The following is a 21,560-nucleotide window of genomic DNA, read 5'->3' on the forward strand; positions in this document are numbered from 1 at the left end:
CAGTTCCTTAATGTTTGTACCTGTCAAAAACAGAATGGATTATCAAAATAGAATTAGAAAACGACAACAAAATAAAATTAAATACCAATATGCCTTTTTTCAATAAATTTATTCCGGACAGCAGTGCGTAAAAACGGGAATCTAAATAACAGGATTTCGGTTTTTGACCCAAAGGTCAAAGCCTTGTGGGCAACTTGATTGGGTATGAAACGAGCGAAATACCTCTATGGCTCTGCCGAGGATAGTTCGTTTCAAGAAATTCTTATTTCTTTTTTTAACATATGATAGTCTAAGTTGGTAAAATTTTACTGTTTTCAGGTAATATTTTACAGTTTTTAATTTATTTTATTCTCTTCCTTTGTTAAGGATATGTTAATTAATCTGTGTTGATTTTTTATGGTCATAAAAAACGTAACACTTCTTTAATTTACCATATACCTCTAAAAATTAATAACTTAAACTAAACTAACTTATGAGAAAACTAAAATTTATTTTAGGAGTTTTTTCTTTAGCTACATTTAGTCTTCATGCAAGTAGTTCAATACTTAATTTGAATGCTTCTGGCAAGCTAAATTCTAGTCCAATTGAAAAAGTTTCAAATTTAGACCAAACCATTGACATTTCAGGAACGGTCTCTGATGCAGACGGGCCATTACCAGGTGTAAATATTGTGGTAAAAGGTGCGTTAAAAGGAACACAAACTGATTTTGACGGGAATTTTTCAATTTCAGTTGAAAGCAGTAATACAATACTGGTATTCTCTTATTTAGGATACAAAACCCAAGAAGTTGTCATTGGAAATAATACAAATATTAATGTTGTTTTAGAAGCAGACATTGCGGGATTAGATGAGGTGGTTGTAGTTGGATATTCTACCAGAAAGCGTGGCGAATTAACAGGATCAGTAAGTACTGTAAGTTCTGAGGAAGTTCAAAACACAGCAAATAGAGATGTTGCTAAATCTTTATCTGGTAAAGTGTCAGGTTTAATTGTTGCCGATAGAGGTGGTTATCCAGGTTCTACAGATGCTGACGATATTACACTTTTAATACGTGGTGTTTCAACATTAGGAAATAATTCTCCATTAATATTAATTGATGGAATTCCTTCAGGCTCTTTTCAGCAATTAGCGCCTCAAGATATTGAGTCTTTATCTGTTTTAAAAGATGGTGCAGCTGCGATTTATGGAACTAGAGCAGCAAATGGTGTCATTTTAATTACAACAAAAAGAGGTAAATCAGGAAAGCCTAAATTCAATTTCTCCTCACAATATTCAATTTCTCAATTTTCTACTTTTCCTACTCAAATGTCATCAGAGCAGTATGCGATTTATGAGAATGAAATAGCGGAAAGAAATGGAACAGCGTTGCCCTTTTCTCAATCAGATATTGAACTGTTTGCTAATGGTAGTGATCCAATAAATTTTCCTAATACGAATTGGGGGGATTTAACATTTGCTAATTCTTCACCAGAAACAAGAAATTCATTATCTATATCAGGAGGAAGTGAAAACGTGAGTTATTTTGTAAGTGGAGATGCGCTTTCTCAACAAGGTATTTATAGATCTGGGGATTTAAAATTTAAGCAATACCAATTACGCTCTAATATTGATGTTAAGTTATTTGAAGGGTTTAAATTGGGAGTTGATTTAACAGGTAGAATAGGTGAGACTAATGAGCCTGGTGTTAATAGATCAAATATATACAAACATGTATACACGAATTTACCAACAGAAGTTGGAGTATATCCTAATGGGTTACCTGGTTTTGGTGGTGAAAATGGACAAAACCCATATATAATGGCTAGTAATGCATCTGGTTTTGTGAATAGAATTACTCACAATTATAGAGCTAGAATTTCTTATGACTGGAAACTAGATAATTATATTGAGGGTTTAAGTATAAGAGGTTTTGCAGGTCTTGGGCAGGTTAGCTACGAAAATAGATCTTGGGATAAACCTTGGACATACTATCAATTAGTTAATGGTGAATATGTAGCATCCGAAGGATTCCAAGTAAGTCCAGATAGAGTGCTAGAAGACACTTTTAATAAAAGCAACCAAACATTATTGAATACCACAATTCATTATTCGAAAACTTTAGGAGAAAATCATAACATAAGTACTTTTGTTGGATATGAACATTCTTCAACTAAAAATCGCTCATTTTTTGCTCAAAGAACAGGTTTTAATTTAGAATCAATTACGGAGTTAGATCTTGGAGCAGGAGATAATCAAACAAATGGAGGTACTTCTCAAGACTTTGGGTTTGTGAGTTATTTTGGGTCTTTATCTTACGATTACCAAAAGAAGTATTTTATTGATTTAACTATACGTCGTGATGGTTCTAGTAGATTTGCTCCTGGAAATAAATTTGGTACTTTTCCTGGTGTAGCAGTATCTTGGGCTATAGATAAAGAATCATTTATGGAAAATGTAGATTGGATTGATGCTTTAAAAATAAGATCTTCATTTTCAAGAATGGGTAATGATAGAATAGATCAATTTCAATATTTAAATAGTTATGCTTTAGGTTATCCTACAAACAGACAAGGTAATGGTTGGTATCAACCTAATGGATATGTTTTTGGTACGCCAGGTGTGGCTTTAGGAGGTTTTGGTAGAAGTGTTGTTCCAAACGAAGCGGTGACATGGGAAACAGCAGACATGATGAATATTGGATTAAGTTTTTCATTATTTGAAAGCAAATTATCAGGAGATTTTAATTATTTCTACCAAAAGCGATCTGATATATTAGTTGGGAGTAGCGGTGTTCCAGATATCTCTGGTTTAACAGGAAGTGCTCTACCAGATGAAAATATTGGAGAAGTGAACAATTTTGGTTGGGAATTTGAATTAGCTTGGAGAGATAAAATAGGCGAAGTAGATTATAACCTTGGTTTTAATTTTACAAATGCTCAAAATGAAGTGGTTACTCTTGGAGAGTCCGATAATGTACCTGAATATAGAAAAAGAGAAGGGAAATCTGTAAATTCTTATATTGTATTCCCTACAGCAGGTATTTTTAGAGATCAAGCACAAGTGGATGCTACAGCAGTTAAAAAAGACGGTACCGTAGAAGGAGAACCTATTTATTTAGACACGAATGAAGATGGCGTTATAAGTGCCGATGATAGGATAAGAGTTGATACTTCTGCTATTCCAGAAATACAATATGGTATTTATGGAGGAGTGAATTATAAGAAATGGAATTTAAACTTTCTTTTTCAAGGTCAGGCGCAAGCAGATGTTTTAGTGTTTTTTGATCAAGCAGGAGCTAAACCAGATTTTGTCTTTAATGATAGATGGACACCTAATAACCGTGATGCGTCATACCCAAGAGCCTTTGGTCAAGGTGATACGTTTAGTGGGGTGCAAAATCAAATAGGGGCTGCCCAAGTAAATAGTGGCTTTGAAGGTGCTGATTTGTATTTAAAAGACGCTTCTTTTTTAAGATTAAAAGAGATAGAAATAGGATATACCATAACAAAAGACATTACAAAATTTGCGGATATTAAAATATCTCTAAGAGGGTTTAACATACTTACAATGTTCTCTGATATATATGATTTAGGTCTAGATCCAGAGGCGACAGGTTACAATAACTTTAGAAACAGTACTTATCCGTCATTAAAAAGCTATACTTTAGGTTTAAATGTTAATTTCTAGGTTTATGATGAAATGTAATTTAAAAAGAAAAAAAATGAAAAACATAAAGATAACATCGATTATTTGTCTCGTTGCCTTTTTTGCAATTTTTGGTTGTGAGGATGTAATAGACGTAGAACCTCAGGACAGGGTTACAGAAGTAGCTGTCTATGACGATATTGATCAGGTAGAAGCCTTAGTGTATCCAATGTATAATAGTACAGAAGGTTGGGCTATAAGAAGAAATGAATTTTGGGGTCAAAGAGTTAACCTTGAAGGGGCTTCTTTTGAAGCTAAATTTAATTTTAAAGACTTTAATACTATTTACCAATTAAGAAATGGTGGATGGTCTAAGTCTAACGTTGGATTAGCATTTGCTGTTAAATGGCAAAACTATTGGTCTTATGTACAAGCTACCAATGAGTTTTTAAGTAAAATAGATGATAGTCCAGCGTATGCTGCAGACCCAGACAAAGCAGAGGTTTTAAAAGCAGAAGTAAGATTTTTAAGAGCTAATTTATACACTAAGTTAATTAAATATTTTGGAGGTGTACCGCTATTAACAGAGCCTGCGAAAATTTCAGATAGCTTTGATTATACTAGAAATAGTTACCAAGAATGTGTTGAGTTTATTGTAGCGGAGTTAGATGCCGCAGCGGCAATATTACCACTAACACGTTCAGCGTCAGAATTTGGTAGAGCAACAAGGACAGCAGCTTTGGCTGTAAAATCTCGTACATTATTGTATGCTGCTAGTGATTTGCATGATCCAAACCTATTACCTCAAACAACGAATACTGAGCTTTATTCTTATCCTGTTGCAACTAAATGGGAGGATGCTGAAAATGCTGCAAAAGCTGTGATTGACATAGTAGGTGAGGATGTTTTAATTCAAGTAGCAGATGCTCAAGCATATCAAGCATTATTCTTGTCTCCTAACAATAATATTATTTTTGCAAGACCTTACGCAGCTGGTTTATATGAAGTTGGTACAGGCGGATTTAATGCTGCAAATTCATTACCAGATCAAGCGCAATCTCCTAATGGTTATGGTGGTTGGGGTCTGTGCTCTCCAACTCTTAATTTTACTTTAGAGTTTAATTTTGATGATGGAACAAGCACAGGAGGTATTACACCTGCAGATCCAAATGCTAACAGAGAGATGAGGTATTATGCAAATCTTAATTTTCAGGGAGCCGATTTTAGAGGACGTCCAATTAATTATGCATTGTCTGATACTATACCAGGTCAAACTGAACCTGCATTCCCTCATGGATTAGATTCTCCACAAGGAGGAGGTAACAAATTACATGCATCTAAAACAGGCTATAATATTAGAAAGTTTCAAGACGAATCTTTAAGTGCAACTAATGGTATCTCTGCTGATCGTCCGTATATTTTATATCGAGTAGCTGAAATATACTTAAATTATGCTGAAGCTCTTGCTGAGCAGGGTAAGGATGGTTTAGCTAGTACTTACCTTAGTAGAGTGTCTGTTAGAGCACTACAACCAGCTATTAACTTAACGGGAGATGCTCTTAAAGAAGCTATAAAAAGAGAAAGACGTGTGGAACTTTGTTTTGAAGGACACAATTTCTTTGATGAGAGACGTTGGTTAAACGAAGACAATTTAGGTTTTGATATCAAAGGATTAAAGTGGAAGGTAGATACAAGTGGGGTTTTATCTTTTGAGGAGTATTCGCTCTTTCCTGATCCTGCTCTAGGTAGAGTATGGTTAGATAAACTATACTATTTACCTATACCTGAAGGTGACTCAGAAATAGTTCCTACATTAATTCAGAATTTTGGTTATACAGAATAGTATTAAAAATAACTAGTTAATATAAAAATACCGAAGACTTAACCCCTTCGGTATTTTTTTTATCTTTAAAGACGTTGACTAAAATCAACTAAACTAAACCAATGACATCAAAAAAATCAACCAAAAAACGCTATAATATATTGGCACTTATTTTTGGAACAGTTGTTATTAACTATTTAGACAGAACTAATATATCTGTAGCAGCTTCGGCTATTAGTGAGTCTCTGAAATTAAGTACCGTGCAAATGGGGTCTATTTTTTCTGTATTTGGTATTGCCTATGCAGCGTTACAAATTCCAGGAGGTATTATTGTAGATAAAGTAAGATTACGTTTCTTATACGCGTTAATGCTTTTTTTGTGGTCTGTAGCTACTTTATTTCAAGGTTTTGTAAATTCCTTTAAAGTTTTATTAGGATTAAGAGCAAGTATTGGTGTTTTTGAAGCGCCATCTTATCCTGCAAACAATGCGATAGTAACGAAGTGGTTTCCAGAAACCGAACGTGCTTCGGCTATTGCCATATATACATCAGGTCAATTTATAGGGCTTGCATTTTTATTTCCTGCTTTAACTTTAATTCAAGATAAAGTAGGTTGGAGAGGGTTACTAATCATATCAGGTATTGTCGGAATTGTTTGGGCTGTCGTTTGGTATGCATTTTATCGTGATCCAGATCAGCATAAAACGGTTAGTGACAAAGAGTTAAAACTCATAAAAGACGGTGGTGGCTTTGTGAATACAGTTAAGAAAGCCTCTAAGAAAGAAACGTTTAATTGGGATGATTTTTTTGAAGCTTTTAAACATCGAAAGCTTTGGGGAATTTATCTAGGTCAATTCTGCATGGGTTCCATGTCCATATTCTTTTTAACTTGGTTTCCAACATATTTGGTAGAATATAGAGGATTTGATTTTATAAAATCAGGGTTTTTAGCTTCTATACCATTTTTAGCAGCATTTTGTGGTGTGCTTTTAGCTGGATTTTCCTCAGATTTTTTAATAAAAAAAGGAAAAACACCCGAATTCTCAAGAAAAGCACCCGTATTAATTGGATTGTCTTTATCAACCTTAATCATAGGTGCAAATTTTACAGATAGTACATTTTTAATTATTTTATTCTTAACAATTGCCTTTTTTGGTAACGGGCTTGCGTCTATTACATGGGTATTTGTATCCTTAATAGCACCAAAACGTATTATCGGGCTTGTAGGAGGTGTATTCAATCTTATAGGAGGCTTGTCTGCTGTTATTGTACCGTTTGTAATTGGCGTACTGGTACAAGATGGCGATTTTAGTCCAGCTTTATTTTTTATTGGAGTTTTAACAGTTATTGGATTTCTATCATTTTTATTAGTGGTTGGAAAAGTAAAGCGAATAGAGTTGAAAGAATCAGGAGATGAAATTAAAGGTATAGGTTCGTGAAAAATTCATGATTTAAAAGAATAATTCTAAAAAAATATCATTAATGAATGTTACATGTAACTACTAGATAAAAGAGAAGAAGATATGAAAATAACAGATATAAAGGTGTTTCCAGTAAACATTGCAGGTAGAAGTCAATTAAATATTAAGGTTGAAACTGATGCTGGGATTTATGGTTGGGGTGCTTCAGGAATTACGGGAAGGGAGTTTGCAGTTATCGGTGCCATTAACCATTACCGTCCATTATTAATAGGTAAAGATCCAAGGCAAATAGGTGCGATTTGGCAAGACTTGTATCGAGGCCAATATTTTGAAGGCGGAAGAGTATTAACTGCAGCCATTTCTGCTATAGACATTGCACTTTATGACATTAAAGGAAAAGCTTTAGGTGTTCCAGTCTATGAATTACTTGGAGGAAAACAGCGCGATTACGTAGAGTGTTTTGCATCATTACGATTTAGTAGTAAAGAAGAACTTATTGATAGAGCAAAAGTACTTATTAAAGAAGGCTGGCGCATGTTACGTTTAGCACCTGCCGAATATGAAGAAGGGAAATATGCTTCAGAATTTGAACCAAGAGATTCCATCGCGATTATAGCCGATTGGGTTTCAGCATTACGAAAAGAGGTTGGAACAAAAGTGACTATTGGAATAGATTATCATCACAGGTTATCTGTTCCAGAAACAGTTTCTTTTTTGCAGCGAATGCCAACAGGAACTTTAGATTTTATTGAAGAACCTATTAGGGATGAAATGCCGGAAGTCTATCAAGAATTAAGAAAAATGGTAAATGTGCCTTTTGCAATAGGAGAGGAGTTTTCTAGTAAATGGCAATTTTTACCCTATATCGAAAAAAATATTACACAATTTGCAAGAATAGATGTTTGTAATGTTGGTGGAATTACTGAAGCCATGAAAGTAGCGAATATGGCTGAAGCACATTACATAGATTTATTACCTCATAACCCAATTGGTCCTATTTGTACAGCAGCTACTATTCACTTAGCAGCGGCTTGCCCTAATTTCACATGGTTGGAAGAAATGAATACACCTGTTGAAAACCCAGGATTAGATGATATCAACTATTATCCAGTGCAACCAAAATTAGAAGGCAATCGTTACAAGGTTTCAGATGCTCCTGGTTTGGGAATAGAGTTTAATGAAGACCTGGCACTTAAGGAAGGGTTTAATATTGTTGAGACACCGCGTTTAAAGCGAAAAGATGGATCTTTTACAAACTGGTAATTACATAAAACTTTAAATTCACAATGAAACTAAATTTCTTACTATCTATTGCATTTTTACTAGGGTTTTATAATGCTCAAGCTCAAGAGAGTCCAAATATAATTATCATGATGACCGACGACCAGGGTTACGGCGATATTGGTGCACATGGGAATCCTTATTTAAAAACACCACAAATAGAATCGTTAGGAGAACAAGGGTTAGAGATGACACATTTTTTTTCATACCCTAATTGCTCCGCTTCAAGAGCAGCGCTTTTAACAGGTAGATACCCTTACAGAACTGGAGTAACCGCTGTGACCCAAGTGGATCATTTTATGAATACATCTGAAATTACAATAGCAGAAATTCTTAGAGATAGTGGATACAGAACGGGCATCTTTGGCAAATGGCATTTAGGGGATAATGCTCCAATGCGCCCAATAGATCAAGGTTTTCAAGAAGCTTTGGTTCATAGAGGTGGCGGTATTGGTCAAGCTGCAGGACCAGCGGGAAATACCTATTTTGATCCTGTTTTAGAGCACAATGGCATTCCAAAGAAATATGAAGGCTATTGCGATGATATTTTCACCGAAGCTACCATAGATTTTATTAGAAAAAAGGATGGTAAACCATTTTTTGCTTATTTAGCAACAAACCTTCCCCATTTTCCTTTACAAGTACCAGAAAAACGAGTACAACCTTATCGGGATATCGGCTTGCATGAAGACAACGCCCTTACATACGGCATGTTAGATAATATAGATTATAATGTTGGAAGGGTTATTAATACCTTGAAATCACTAGGAATAGAGGATAATACCATAGTAATTTTTCTGTCTGATAATGGCCCTCGTCATAGAAGAACCAAGAATGATTCCTATCCAGGTAGATGGGTAGCGAATTTAAGAGGTACTAAAACAAGTGTTTACGATGCAGGAATAAGAGTTCCGTTTTATGTGATGTGGCCTGAAAAAATCAAATCAAAAATTAAAACTTCTAATATGGGAGCTATAATAGATGTGTTACCAACGCTATTAGATGCAGCAAATGTAAGGCCTCCAAAAGAGGTTGCTTTTGATGGGCAATCCTTATGGCCACTTTGGACTAAAAATCAATCAGAATATCTTAAAAATCGCAAGTTTTTTGTTCAAATGCATTATGGTCCCACACCTTTTAAGTATATGCATTTTGCAGTAAGAACTCAAAAATATAAGCTGGTAAGTCCACACGATTTTCCTCATGGCATTGTACATCAGCCTACAGATTTTGTGCTTAAGAATGTGCTAAAGAATTTAGAGCTTTACGATGTTGAAAACGATCCTAGTGAGCGTATAAATATAGCCAAAGACCATCCTGAAATAGTTGAAATGCTCTTGGAAAAATATGATGATTGGTTTGACGAGGTTAATGAAGAAAGAGATGCAAAAGGAATTCAACGCATACACCTTGGAACTATGGAGCAACCACAGGTCATTTTATCTCGTTTTGATTGGGGAGGTCCGCGAGTAATTTCTCGTTTTGATTATGGAGGTCCACGCGTAGTTGAAGATAATCAATTGGGGTATTGGCGAGTAAGTACAGAAGAAGGCGTTTATAAGGTTGTATTGGACTTACCTGAAATAACTTCAGATGGAATGGCTCATCTTAAATATGGCAAGTTACATCTTAAAAAGACAATTAAAAAGGGAGAGAAAAAAGTAATTTTTAATGAGATAAAATTACCAAATTCAGAAGGTAATTTTCATGCGTATTTTAAAACTGACCGCTTAGCGATTGGTCCTCTTTTTGTAGATGTAATTAAATTGAATAACTAAACAATTAATCCAGGAATATTTATAACCCAATAATTTAAAGGATAATATAGACTTAATAAAGGTTAACTTTTAACTAGCAAATGGTGTATTCTACAGTTAATTTTGAAAGAAATTGATTTAGAACCCCATAATCATGTTTAAAAACGAGCATTTTTTTAGAAAAAAAGCACTCCTGTCAGCATTTATGTTATTGTTTTTTTTTGTTACTATTCGGCTTTCTGCACAAATTTATCCCAATTCCGATCCTTCAAATTCGGGAGGTTGGATTCTTAATACAGATGTTAGTGATGAATTTGATGGAACTGTATTAGATGAAGTAAAATGGCAAATACAAGGGAAAGATGGTATTTATAAATCTAATTTCAAAGGAAGGCAACCATCTCAGTTTTCGCCAAATAATGCATTAGTTGAAGACGGTAAACTAAAAATTAGAACAAAATGGGAACCTGATTTTCCGTTTGATTCGGATTGCAGAACTGAAGGGGGAGTTGAGCGTTGTTTTGAAAACATTACTACAGCAGCAGTAATAAGTAAGCAGCAATTTCAGTATGGTTATATGGAAATTATGTGTAAAGCTGCCAATGCAGAAGTTACCAGTTCTTTTTGGACAACTGGTTTTCAGTCTGAATTGGACATGTTTGAGATGTTTGGAGGTCATAAAACCAATGATGCTTGGAAAAAACGTTTAAAGTTTAACATGATAAGTTGGGATCCCAACAATTATTACTATTTACCAGATGGGAATGGCCCCGCTTATACCGAGAATATTCAAGCAAGTGAAAACACAGCAGATGCCTTTCATATATATGGTTTTGACTGGACTTCAGAATATGTAAAGGTCTATATTGATGGTGTACTTACTAGTGAAATATATAAAAGTGATGTTACAAATAACGGAACAGACCCAGATGCTTGGGTAACCGATGTGCCTTATTGGGTATGGGTAGATTCTGAAACTTTTTGGTGGTTAGGTTTACCTGAAGCGGCCGATTTAGCAACACCAGTTGATTACGAAATTGAATACATACGGGTTTGGCAAGAAAGCAAAATATCGGTTACTGCCACAGCAAATGCTTCAGAACCGAGCACCAATGGGGAATTTAAGATAAGCCTTCCTAATGGCAATTTGGCTACTCAAGATATAAATATTAGTTATACTGTAGGAGGTACAGCTTCTCAGGGTGCAGATTATTCTGCATTATCTGGAATAGCAACAATAGCAAGTGGTAGTAATAGTACGCTTATTGCTATTAATGTTTTGGACGATACTGAAGTGGAACAAGATGAGACCGTTATAATTACTCTAACATCGGCTAGCATAGGAAATGTAAATACTGCGCCTGCTCAAATTAATATTTCTGACTCAGCAACGATACTTACAGCTGGTGATATTGCGATAGTAGGATGGAAAGCCGAAGGGAATGAAAATGGAGCAGTAGCCTTTATGTTACTAAAGGACATTACAACAGGAACAAAGGTTTCTTTTTCTAACAGGTCTTGGAAGGGCACACAAGATGGTTGGACAGGAGATTATAGTGTTGATGATGTTTGGACGTGGACAGCTACTATGGCACATAATTCTGGTGAAATTCTTGTCTTAGATTCTGATGGCCAGGTAAAAACCGTTAAAGGAGGTTCTCAAATTGTGGTAGGTAACACTGTTCATGATTTGGCAGGTAAAATAGCATCTTCAGATGATGATTCAGATTTTGATCTTTCAAACAGCGGAGATGCCATATTGGTTTATCAGGTTTATGGAACATTTTCTGAACCAACAGACCCTAATAGCTCAAACTGGATTACAGGGATAAATATCAATGGTGGTTGGGGAACAGGCGGAGGAAATACGTTTTGTGCACTTCCTACTGCATTAACAAATGGATTGAATGCAAATGCAGTAGGTTCAGACCAAAATAATGGAGTTTATAAGGAAAAATTATTAGGAAGTATTTCTTTGCTTAGAAATATGATTAATAATAGTTCAAATTGGATTACAGATGAAAGTTTAAATTACAATTTATGGAGTTATAATGAGAGCTTGAATAGCAGTTCTGGAGATATTGGTATAGCTGGTACACTAGGTTTAAATACTATCCAAGATTCTAATAGAATAATTGTTTATCCAAATCCAATAAATACATTTTTTTCAAAAGACTTGTACATCTCATCGCCTATTACTAATCACGTTAATATCTATAATATTTCCGGGGTAAAAGTTATAGATCAAAATAAAGAAGTAGATCCATTAATACTACCTCTTGAAGGTTTAACATCAGGAATATATTTTATTTCTTTGAAATCGGAAAGAGGAACAATAACAAAAAAAATAATAATTGAATAAGCTTAGAAAAATGAAAAATCTTACTTTAAAAACAATAATGTTAATGGCAGTTTTGACTGCATGTAGCATGTATTTAGAAGCACAGACTGCAGGGACTAAACCAAATGTAATAGTAATATTAGCAGATGATTTAGGATATGGAGATGTAGGTTTTAATCGTGATGGAAGCTTTCCAGCAGATTTAGGAGTCATACCAACTCCAAATATTGATAATCTAGCAAATGCTGGGGTTATTTGCAAAAATACGCATGTTGCCCATCCATTTTGTGGCCCTAGTAGGGTGGCTATAATGACAGGTATGATGCCGCATAGAATTGGAGCACAATACAATTTGCCTAATAATATCACAACAACTTTGGGTATTCCTACTAATGAAACCTATTTCCCAAAATTACTTCAAAATGCTGGTTACAATACAGCAGCTATTGGTAAGTGGCATCTAGGGTTTGAAGAAGGTTCTTACCAACCTTTAGATAGAGGTTTCGATTATTTCTTTGGTTTTTTAGGTGGAGGAAAAGGCTACTTTGAAAATGGATATGAAGACAATTATTATAATAGATTAGGAGGTAGTAACCCTGTTACAAATGAGTACCAAGACCCTTTGTGGAGAAATAGAGGATACGTAGCGGAAAATGAATTTAGTGATGCTGTAGATGAAGACTATTTAACAGATGTGTTGACAGATGAAGCCATTTCATACATAAGTGCAAATGCAGCTTCTTCTGATCCTTTTTTCATGTATGTATCCTATAATGCACCACATACACCATTGCAGGCTCCCGCTGCAGAAATAGCGCAGTTTAAAACAGATAACCCTAATTTTGAAACTTTAGTGAGAAATAGTAGCTACATGTACAATGCGAATCAAGTTAGCGATTCAAAAATGGAACAAGATGTAAGAGATGATATTGGTGATGCAGCTTTTGATGCCATGACTCAGCCGGAAAAAGATGCTGCTATTGCTGCTGCTAGAGAGGCAAAAATAGAAACGTTTACACAAGCCAGAATAACTTATGCCACTATGGTTTCAAATATGGATACCAATATAGGTAGAATTGTAACAGAGCTTAAAAAAGATATCAATGAGTTTAATAACACAGTGATTATATTTTTAAGTGACAATGGGGGCTACACCTATAGTAAAGGAGCTGTAAATTATCCATTAGATGCGCTTAAAGGAAGTGTAAAAGAAGGCGGACATAAGGTGCCTATGTTTGTGCATTGGCCTGCTCAAATAACGTCTTCGGCTACATATAATCATCAAATCAGTTCTTTAGATTTATATCCAACATTGGTAAATCTTGCAGGAGGGACAATTCCTAACGGAAAGGTTATTGACGGAACGGATTTCATGGATAATTTAATTGCTGGAAATGATACGAGAACAGATGAAGCTTTATTAATTATGAGGCCTTATAACGGATTTCACAACGGTGGTTTAGCAATGGGTAAGTGGAAAATTGTTAAAACGGGTAGTAATGGTTCTTGGAAACTATATGATATTCTAAATGATCCAGGAGAAACTACAGATCTTAGAAGTACTGAACCTAATGCAGAACAAATTATTCAAGATATTTTAGATCAAGCTATTACACATGTGGCAGAGTACAAGGATGTAAAACCTGCATGGTATGACAATGATGGTGATGGTTCTGGACACCCTCATAGTTTTTTATGGAATGATGGTACTTTACCGGGTTACAATAGGCTTTTTGAAAGTTCGCTGCTATTGCTTGAGAGTGAAATAAGCGAAATAAGTATAGAAGGTGTAACAGATGCTGTAGAAGGAGAAACCAATGGTATTTTTACAGTAAGCTTGCCCCAAGGGGTTACAGCTAGTGAAGATATAAATATTACCTATACAATTAGTGGGGAAGCAACTAATACTACAGATTACAGTACTCTATCTGGAACTGTGACTATACCAAATGGAAACAATAGTGCAAACATAACTATAGTATCGGTAGTCGATGGCTTAGATGAGATAAGCGAAACGATAACAATTACCTTACAGTCAACTAGCACAGGTACTGTAAATAGTACACCTGCAAGTATTTACCTTTTAGACGCTATTGTGCCAACAACTTTAACAGCGGGCGATATTGCTATTGTAGGTTGGAAAGCGGGATCTGGAAGTGGAGCATTAGCATTTATGCTTTTAAAGGATATAACTGCCACTACCAAAATATCAATATCTAATAGATCTTGGAAGGGATCACAAGATGGTTGGACAGGAGACTATAGCATAGATGATGTTTGGACATGGACAGCAGGGGGATCATTTAATACTGGAGATATTTTTAAATTAGATGCTGATGGTTTAGTAAAACAAGTAACAGGCAATGCCGAAGTGGTTGTTGGTTCAACTTCACATGATCACACTGGAAAAACTACAGAAACTAGTGATGGTGATTTTGACCTAGCTACAGGAGGAGATGGTATATTAATTTATCAGGTAGATCCTTTTGTTTTACCAACTAACCCAAATTCTAGTTCATGGATTACAGGATTGAATACCAATGGTGGTTGGGGTACTGGAGGTGGAAATACGTTTTGTGCACTTCCTACTGCGTTAACAAATGGCGTAAATGCAAATGCTGTTGGTACAGATCAAGACAATGGTATTTATAATGGGCCATTATCTGGTACGCCAGGGCAATTAAGAGCAAGTATTAATGATAGTGCAAATTGGACAATTTCTGAATCTACTGGATATAATTTATGGGCATTTAACAAAACTTCAGTAGGAGTATCAGGAAATATAGGTTCATTGGGAACCTTAAGCCTTGACAAGAATAAGTTTGATAAACTGTTTACAGTTTACCCTAATCCTGCTAAGGAATACTTCATAGTCAATTTTAATAAAAATATAAACAAGGCCGATATTGAAATAGTAAACCTAACAGGAAAAGTTCTAAAGAAAGAACGTATTAGTAAAAACAAATCTTTTAAGGTTGATGTTTCTAATTTACCCTCTGGATTGTATTTACTAATGGTTAAGTCAGAGGATAATGTAACAATCGATAAAATTGCAAAGATGTAGGGAATATTGGGGTTAATAACAACATTTCATAGAGTGGATTAATTATTTTTTCTAAATTTAATCATGTATCAGGTGCCAAATTTTATTTTGGCACCTTTTTGTTGGTGTAAGGTCAATACTAAATGAATCATGATTTATTTTGTCATCTTCCATAAAAATCCTTTATTTTAATTAACGTCATTTCGGTATAAATTTTAATATAGTGTCACACTTTAAAATGCTGAATTTTATACGTTTGTCATTTCTACAGAGCGAGGAACGAGTGACGAGAAATCTCAGAAAGCACGAGATTTATTAGAAAGAGAGAAACCAATGTAGTCTTTTGGTTAATCTTAACTCCTAAATAATAATAATAATAACATGAGTTTTCTATATAGTATTCCCATCAGTTATGAATGAATTGTCACTTTTTCTAAAAATCACTTGAAAATAAACACCACCAATATAATTAGCATGAGTAACTTCAAAAGAAACAGTTGAAAATTGCCCTGAAGTATTTGTTCCAATACTCGTTGTGAGCATTTGTCCATAAACCTCCATTTGTTCTTGTTCTTATACGTAATAAATCTATTTGTGAAGATTCATTACTAAATTTTACTTGTATAAATTTATTAAGTACTGGCATCTACATCGCCATAATCTCCACCGTTAGAGTCTGGTGCATACATAACAGCATTTTTAGAAGTAGCTGAATAGGTCATCACCAACACGCCATTAGGGCTATTGGCAAAAACCGAACCAAAGGCGGTAATTCCAGATTGAGCGGTCCGGCCTTCCCATGTTAAATCAAAAGAATAAGCGATTTGGGCATTTAATTGAAAGGCACTTAATGTTCCAATAAAAGGTTAATAATACAATGTTTTTGAGTAATAGTTTTTTCATAATGTTCTTATTTTTATTTATATTTATGTAAGAAATGAATTATAATACCGAAGTTACGTACGTTCCTAAATAAATAATAGTATTAAATTATCCTCTAGTAGTTAGTAGTACTAAATTATCTGATTTTTAATAAGATACAGATTCATGTATTATTTAGGGTAATTTTTGATAACTAAAGGATAAATATTGCTAAAGAACTTAAGGCTATCACACTTAATTTTATCCATTTGGTATTGTAAAGAGTATCTAGTGTTTTTCAAGAGCCGACAATGCCAGATTAAAAATTAAAAAGAGCAATTATTAAATGTAATTGTTTGAATAACAAACAGTAAACTAATAATTAAAAACATGAAATTAAAAAGTACGTATGATACCAAGAAACCAAGAAGCATTTGTTTGCTGTTCGTTTTTCTTTGTTTTTATGGAACGTTGTTGGGGCAGAACCTTCCAATAACTGTAAAGGGTATAGTAACTAGTTCAGAAGATGGTTTACCAATTCCAGGTGTTGCAGTTGTGTTACAAAAAAGCGGAAAAACTACTGGAGCTGTAACAGACTTTGATGGGGCATATCGAATTGAAGCCAGCATTGGAGACGAGCTTATATTCAGCTATATAGGTATGCGTAAAGTAAACCAAAAGGTTATTGGACCTCAATTAAATGTACAAATGGATCCTGAAACCAACGAACTCGAGGAAGTTGTAGTAATTGGTTTTGGAACTCAAAAGAAAAAGGAAGTTACGGGAGCCGTTAGTCAGGTTAAAGCTGAAGAAATTGAGAATGTTATTACCAGTGATATTGGGCAAGCTTTACAAGGACAAATAGCTGGTGTGAGTGTAACCGCAAATAGTGGTGAACCAGGTGAGGGTTCAGGTATTTTAATTAGAGGTGTGTCTTCTCTAACAGGTTCTAACTCACCATTATGGGTTATAGACGGTGTACCACAGTCTAACGGAGACCCAGGCTTAAATCCTAATGAAATTGAAACAATTGATGTATTAAAAGATGCTGCTTCTGCAGCTATTTATGGAACACGAGCTGCTGGTGGGGTAATATTGGTTACTACCAAGAAAGGGAAACCAGGCAACACCAGAATTAATTTGGAGTTTGTGAACGGGTTTCAAATTATTACGCGCCAAACGCCTTTGATGAATACGCAGGAACAAATTTTCTTTGATCTTAATAATCCAATACGAAATGGAAGCCCAGCAAGATCAGATAGATTTAGTTTATTAAATGATAATGATTTAAGAGACCTTACTGAAAATGATTTTGCCAGAATTTCTAGATATAATGTTAACATGTCTGGAGGTAATAATGATGCTAATTACAGTATTGTGATGGGATTTTTTGAGCAGGACGGTATTGTTGTAAATTCTAGCTTAAAACGATATAACTTGAGAGCAAACCTTGAGCTAAAAAAAGATAAATGGTCATTTGATAATGGTTTTGGTTTTACGATTGATGATAGAGAGCGTCCCAATTTTAACTTATTAATTCTTGGGCAAAGAGCATTTCCATACCTTGATGAGGTTGGTACTGGAAGTTCAAATGTGATTAACGAAAACGATGAAAGTGCAGGTCCCTTACAGCAAGTATTGGAGGCTTTAACTAGAGATAGACAGGTAGATAGGTATAGATTTGAAGCCCGCTCAAACATTAAGTATAAGATAAACGATAATTTAGAGTTAACGACTTTAATTGCAGGTGTTTTTACAAATCAGAAAGAAAAGCAGGTGCAACCAAGATTCAATTTATTTGATTCTAATGGGGTGAACTTAAGAAGCGATGAAGATAGTTTTGTGTTTGAAGGTAGAGAGGAAACCGTTTTAATAAACTGGAATGGAGGAATTAATTACAAACAACAATTTGGAAAGCACAATATTGGAGTTCTGGCTTTAATGAATATAGAGCAGGATTTCTACACCTCTATTGGTACAATTAATAAAGGATTAAGTTTTGCGACACCAACAAATCTATCACTTGGTACCGTTGGAGCAGAAGCAATATCCAGTGGTACAATTAGTGTAACTAGAGGTACAATAAATGTCCTACCTGATTACAGGATAAAACGTGTTGGTACAATTGGACGTATTCAATATGATTTTGATGACAAATATTTGTTTAGTGCCAGCGCTAGAATTGATGCTTCAAATCAGTTCTCAAAAGACAATCGTTCTGCGTTTTTCCCCTCTATATCTGCTGGGTGGAATATTTCTGAAGAAAAGTTTTGGAGAGGAGGTATTAAACGAACAATAAACAATTTAAAGTTAAGAGGTAGTATTGGTACTACTGGTAACGATCGTTTTGCACCTAACGCAATTTTCAGTCCTGTAACCACAAATTATAATGCTAACTTTTCTAGTGGATCTGGAACAAATAGTTTGAATCCTGGAATTGTGCAACAATCATTTGGAAACCCTGCACTAAAATGGGAGGTGACCACTCAGAAAAATATAGGTATAGACTTAAACATGTGGAAAAACAAATTGACGTTTACCGCAGACTATTATACTACTGATAAAAAGGACTTGCTGTCTAATATTAGATTAAACCCAAGTTTTGGAGCACCTGCAACAGCTGAACGTTTCCAAGGTACTAACTTTGCAGTATTCAATGTAGGTAATATGACTAATGAAGGTTTTGAAGCTTCTTTGAGATACCGTCCAAGAACTGGTAAAGTAAGATGGAATATTCTTGGAACCTTAACAACTAACAAAAACCGAGTTACAAGTATTAACGGGAATTTAGATCAGCAATTATTCCCAACATTAACAGTATTCGGAGATATAGAGTCTTTAGCTACTGGATTAAGAGTAGGTAGAGAAGCTGGTTCATTCTTACTTTTTGAAACAGATGGTTTATTGAGAACTCAACAAGAAGTAGATGATTACAATACCCAATTCCCTGGAGAAAATGCACAATTGGGCGATTTGAGGTATGTTGATGTTAATGGGAATGGTGCTTTAAGAGATGAAGCAGACAGAGTATATAAAGGTAGTGGATTGCCTGATTATGAGGTAGGGCTAAATATTCAAGCTACCTACAAAAATTGGTTTTTTGCCACAAACTGGTATGGCTCCTTTGGTAATGAAGTTTACAATGCAACAAGAGCTAATGCTATGAGACAAGGCCGCCATAAAGATTTGCTTTTCCAATTTATTCCTGGAGTAAACGAGGACACTAATATTCCTGCATACAGAAGTAATAATAGAGGTGATGCTAATTTTAATGGTAGTTCCGATTTCTTTGTTGAGGATGGTTCCTTTATCAGATTAAGAAATATCGTAGTATCATACTCACTTCCTAAGGATGTAACAGAAAAACTTGGTTTTTCAAGATTTAATATTTATGCGAATGCGCAAAATGCATTAGTTATTTCTAAGTATACGGGACTTGACCCAGAAGTTGGTGGTAATAACATTCAAGTAAAAGGAATTGATAGAGGACTAATTCCAATTAGTGCCAGTTTTAATTTAGGTTTAAGATTAAATTTTTAAGAAATGAAAAATATAAAAATAATATTTACAATACTTTCAGTTATTCTGCTTGCATGGTCGTGCGAAGAATACTTGGATGAACCAAACCCAAATGCTCCAGAGCTTCTTGAAGCGGTAAATAATTTGGAGGATACAGAAAAGGTACTTAATGGGGTGTATAACTCTTTATTTAATCATTTCTTGTTAAGTATAGAAGAAGATAATTATAGATCTGATATAGGGTCTATGAGGAATAGAATCACGCCTAATGTTGGTTTAAATGAACATCTAGACTACTACTTTAAGACGGTAAACCCTAGTACAAGACGTGTAGACCAGAGATGGGGTGCTCTATACCGAGGGATTTTCTTTGCTAATCAAGCATTGGCAGCATTAGATCAAATCCGTCCTGGTCTCGAAGGAGATGATTTAGATGAATGGAACCTTCAACGTGCTCAAGCATTGTTTTTTAGAGGAACATATCACTTTTACTTACACTCGGTATTTAACGAAGGAAAAATAATTATTAGAGATGGTTACGAGCCAGATGTCACAAAACGTCATAAAGATGTATCTAGCTCAGAAGAAGTGATAGCATTTTTTAGAAAAGATTTAGAAGAGGCAATAGAATACTTACCGATGCCATCTGAAATTACAGAGCTAGGAAGAGTAAGTAAAGGTGCCGCTACCATGATTTTGGCCAATTCGTATTTATATGAAGGTACTCAAGGAGGTACAAGAAACATGGTACTTATTAATCAGGCGATGCAACTGTATGAATCTTTAAGAGATGATTTTGGATATGCATTGGAAACCGAGGTTAACCCAATTGAAGGTTCTATGATGTTTACCACAGCTGGTGAGTTTAATAGCGAGTCTATTTTTGAAATAAATTATACGACAGATTTTGGCTTAGAACTTAATGAATTTGATGAAAGAAGTCCACATAATAGATTAGCTTCAAGAGGGGGGCATTTCAACTTTAGAGGTCAGGACTTTATGCAACCAGCAACTTGGTTAATGTTGGCTTATGAGGAAGAACCAATAGACCCGAGCAACCCTATCAATACAGTAGTTACTGGAGATGGTAATCAAGACACAAGACGTGTATCTTTGAGAGCATCAAATATGATATTCTTAAATGATGATTTGGATACGCCGGTTTATGGCGGACCTAATGCTATGAATGCTGGAAGATTTACAGGTTTAGCAAGTAGAAATTTAACTATTACAGCCTTTAAGAAATATACCAATCACGATCTAGGTGTTCCAGACGAACAGGCAACCGGTAGCTCAAATCGTTTAAAATCTGGTAAAAATGCAATTGTTAATCGTTTATCAGAAGTACTTTTAAATCTTGCAGAGTGCTATATTTATAATGGAAGGGTACAAGATGCCATTAATGAAATTAATAAAATTAGAAATAGATGGGCATTGATGCCGTTGGACATTAATTCACAGCTTAATAATGATGGAGTGCCTTATGATGAAACAAGTTTAATGGAACATTTAATGTTTATTGAAAAGCCATTAGAATTATCTGTAGAAGGTCATGCTACTCGCGTAATTGATTTAAGAAGATGGGGAGTGGCCTCGCAAAGATTTAATGATTTAAGTCAGCAATTTTATAGAGGAACATTTTATCCTAAAGACGGAAGGCGTATCGTTACGCCAGAATTAGCCAGAGGGCCATTAGCAACAATTACAAGAGCGCTAAGTGATATTGAAACAATACCACTTAGTGAAGTTCCTGCAGATGCAGATACAAGACAACAAAGGAACATTTTTAATGAGTTCCCACTTTCAGCAACAAATTACTCAAACAATAATGGCTACTTACCAATTCCAGCGGAAGAGGATATAAACAATAACGAATTCGAAAATTAATTA

At 34.9% G+C, this 21,560-nt stretch carries 10 protein-coding genes; 9 read left to right on the forward strand and 1 reads right to left on the reverse strand.

Features of this window, described 5'->3' with window-relative positions:
* Positions 1-472 precede the first annotated feature (472 nt).
* The 7 genes from EM932_RS18140 (at position 473) to EM932_RS18170 (ending at position 15,311) form a co-directional block, all read left to right on the forward strand.
* Complete coding sequence (locus EM932_RS18140; RefSeq protein WP_135878626.1) at positions 473-3,667, forward strand: SusC/RagA family TonB-linked outer membrane protein; 3,195 nt, start codon at positions 473-475, stop codon at positions 3,665-3,667.
* 34 nt (positions 3,668-3,701) lie between these two features.
* Positions 3,702-5,468, forward strand: a complete 1,767-nt coding sequence (locus tag EM932_RS18145; RefSeq protein WP_135878627.1) for a RagB/SusD family nutrient uptake outer membrane protein — start codon at positions 3,702-3,704, stop codon at positions 5,466-5,468.
* A 101-nt stretch (positions 5,469-5,569) separates the two neighbouring features.
* Complete coding sequence (locus EM932_RS18150; protein ID WP_135878628.1) at positions 5,570-6,886, forward strand: MFS transporter; 1,317 nt, start codon at positions 5,570-5,572, stop codon at positions 6,884-6,886.
* Between the two features lie 84 nt (positions 6,887-6,970).
* Positions 6,971-8,131: a mandelate racemase/muconate lactonizing enzyme family protein gene (locus EM932_RS18155; protein ID WP_135878629.1), complete on the forward strand. Its 1,161-nt coding sequence runs from the start codon at positions 6,971-6,973 to the stop codon at positions 8,129-8,131.
* A 23-nt stretch (positions 8,132-8,154) separates the two neighbouring features.
* On the forward strand, positions 8,155-9,927 hold the full coding sequence (locus EM932_RS18160) for an arylsulfatase (protein WP_135878630.1): 1,773 nt from the start codon (positions 8,155-8,157) through the stop codon (positions 9,925-9,927).
* Between the two features lie 133 nt (positions 9,928-10,060).
* Positions 10,061-12,268 carry a T9SS type A sorting domain-containing protein gene (locus tag EM932_RS18165; protein WP_135878631.1) on the forward strand — a complete coding sequence of 736 codons (2,208 nt, stop codon included), beginning with the start codon at positions 10,061-10,063 and terminating at the stop codon, positions 12,266-12,268.
* A 10-nt stretch (positions 12,269-12,278) separates the two neighbouring features.
* On the forward strand, positions 12,279-15,311 hold the full coding sequence (locus EM932_RS18170) for a sulfatase-like hydrolase/transferase (RefSeq protein ID WP_135878632.1): 3,033 nt from the start codon (positions 12,279-12,281) through the stop codon (positions 15,309-15,311).
* 369 nt (positions 15,312-15,680) lie between these two features.
* Here EM932_RS18170 and EM932_RS20970 read toward each other — a convergent pair whose 3' ends face one another.
* The gene (locus EM932_RS20970; protein ID WP_170179845.1) at positions 15,681-15,851 is read right to left on the reverse strand and encodes a hypothetical protein; all 171 of its coding nucleotides are present in this window, start codon (positions 15,849-15,851) and stop codon (positions 15,681-15,683) included.
* Positions 15,852-16,541: 690 nt separating this feature from the next.
* On the opposite strand from EM932_RS20970, the gene EM932_RS18175 reads away from it, so the two are divergent.
* Both EM932_RS18175 and EM932_RS18180 read left to right on the forward strand, forming a co-directional pair.
* Positions 16,542-19,691, forward strand: a complete 3,150-nt coding sequence (locus EM932_RS18175) for a SusC/RagA family TonB-linked outer membrane protein (RefSeq protein ID WP_135878633.1) — start codon at positions 16,542-16,544, stop codon at positions 19,689-19,691.
* A 3-nt stretch (positions 19,692-19,694) separates the two neighbouring features.
* Positions 19,695-21,557 carry a RagB/SusD family nutrient uptake outer membrane protein gene (locus EM932_RS18180; protein ID WP_135878634.1) on the forward strand — a complete coding sequence of 621 codons (1,863 nt, stop codon included), beginning with the start codon at positions 19,695-19,697 and terminating at the stop codon, positions 21,555-21,557.
* Positions 21,558-21,560: the final 3 nt, after the last annotated feature.

The sequence above is a fragment of the Flavivirga rizhaonensis genome (assembly GCF_004791695.1).
GTDB lineage: Bacteria > Bacteroidota > Bacteroidia > Flavobacteriales > Flavobacteriaceae > Flavivirga > Flavivirga rizhaonensis.

Coding starts and splice junctions, on each gene's coding strand:
- EM932_RS18140 (WP_135878626.1), top strand. CDS start 473: ATGAGAAAACTAAAATTTATTTTAGGAGTTTTTTCTTTAGCTACATTT.
- EM932_RS18145 (WP_135878627.1), top strand. CDS start 3,702: ATGAAAAACATAAAGATAACATCGATTATTTGTCTCGTTGCCTTTTTT.
- EM932_RS18150 (WP_135878628.1), top strand. CDS start 5,570: ATGACATCAAAAAAATCAACCAAAAAACGCTATAATATATTGGCACTT.
- EM932_RS18155 (WP_135878629.1), top strand. CDS start 6,971: ATGAAAATAACAGATATAAAGGTGTTTCCAGTAAACATTGCAGGTAGA.
- EM932_RS18160 (WP_135878630.1), top strand. CDS start 8,155: ATGAAACTAAATTTCTTACTATCTATTGCATTTTTACTAGGGTTTTAT.
- EM932_RS18165 (WP_135878631.1), top strand. CDS start 10,061: ATGTTTAAAAACGAGCATTTTTTTAGAAAAAAAGCACTCCTGTCAGCA.
- EM932_RS18170 (WP_135878632.1), top strand. CDS start 12,279: ATGAAAAATCTTACTTTAAAAACAATAATGTTAATGGCAGTTTTGACT.
- EM932_RS20970 (WP_170179845.1), bottom strand. CDS start 15,851: ATGGAGGTTTATGGACAAATGCTCACAACGAGTATTGGAACAAATACT.
- EM932_RS18175 (WP_135878633.1), top strand. CDS start 16,542: ATGAAATTAAAAAGTACGTATGATACCAAGAAACCAAGAAGCATTTGT.
- EM932_RS18180 (WP_135878634.1), top strand. CDS start 19,695: ATGAAAAATATAAAAATAATATTTACAATACTTTCAGTTATTCTGCTT.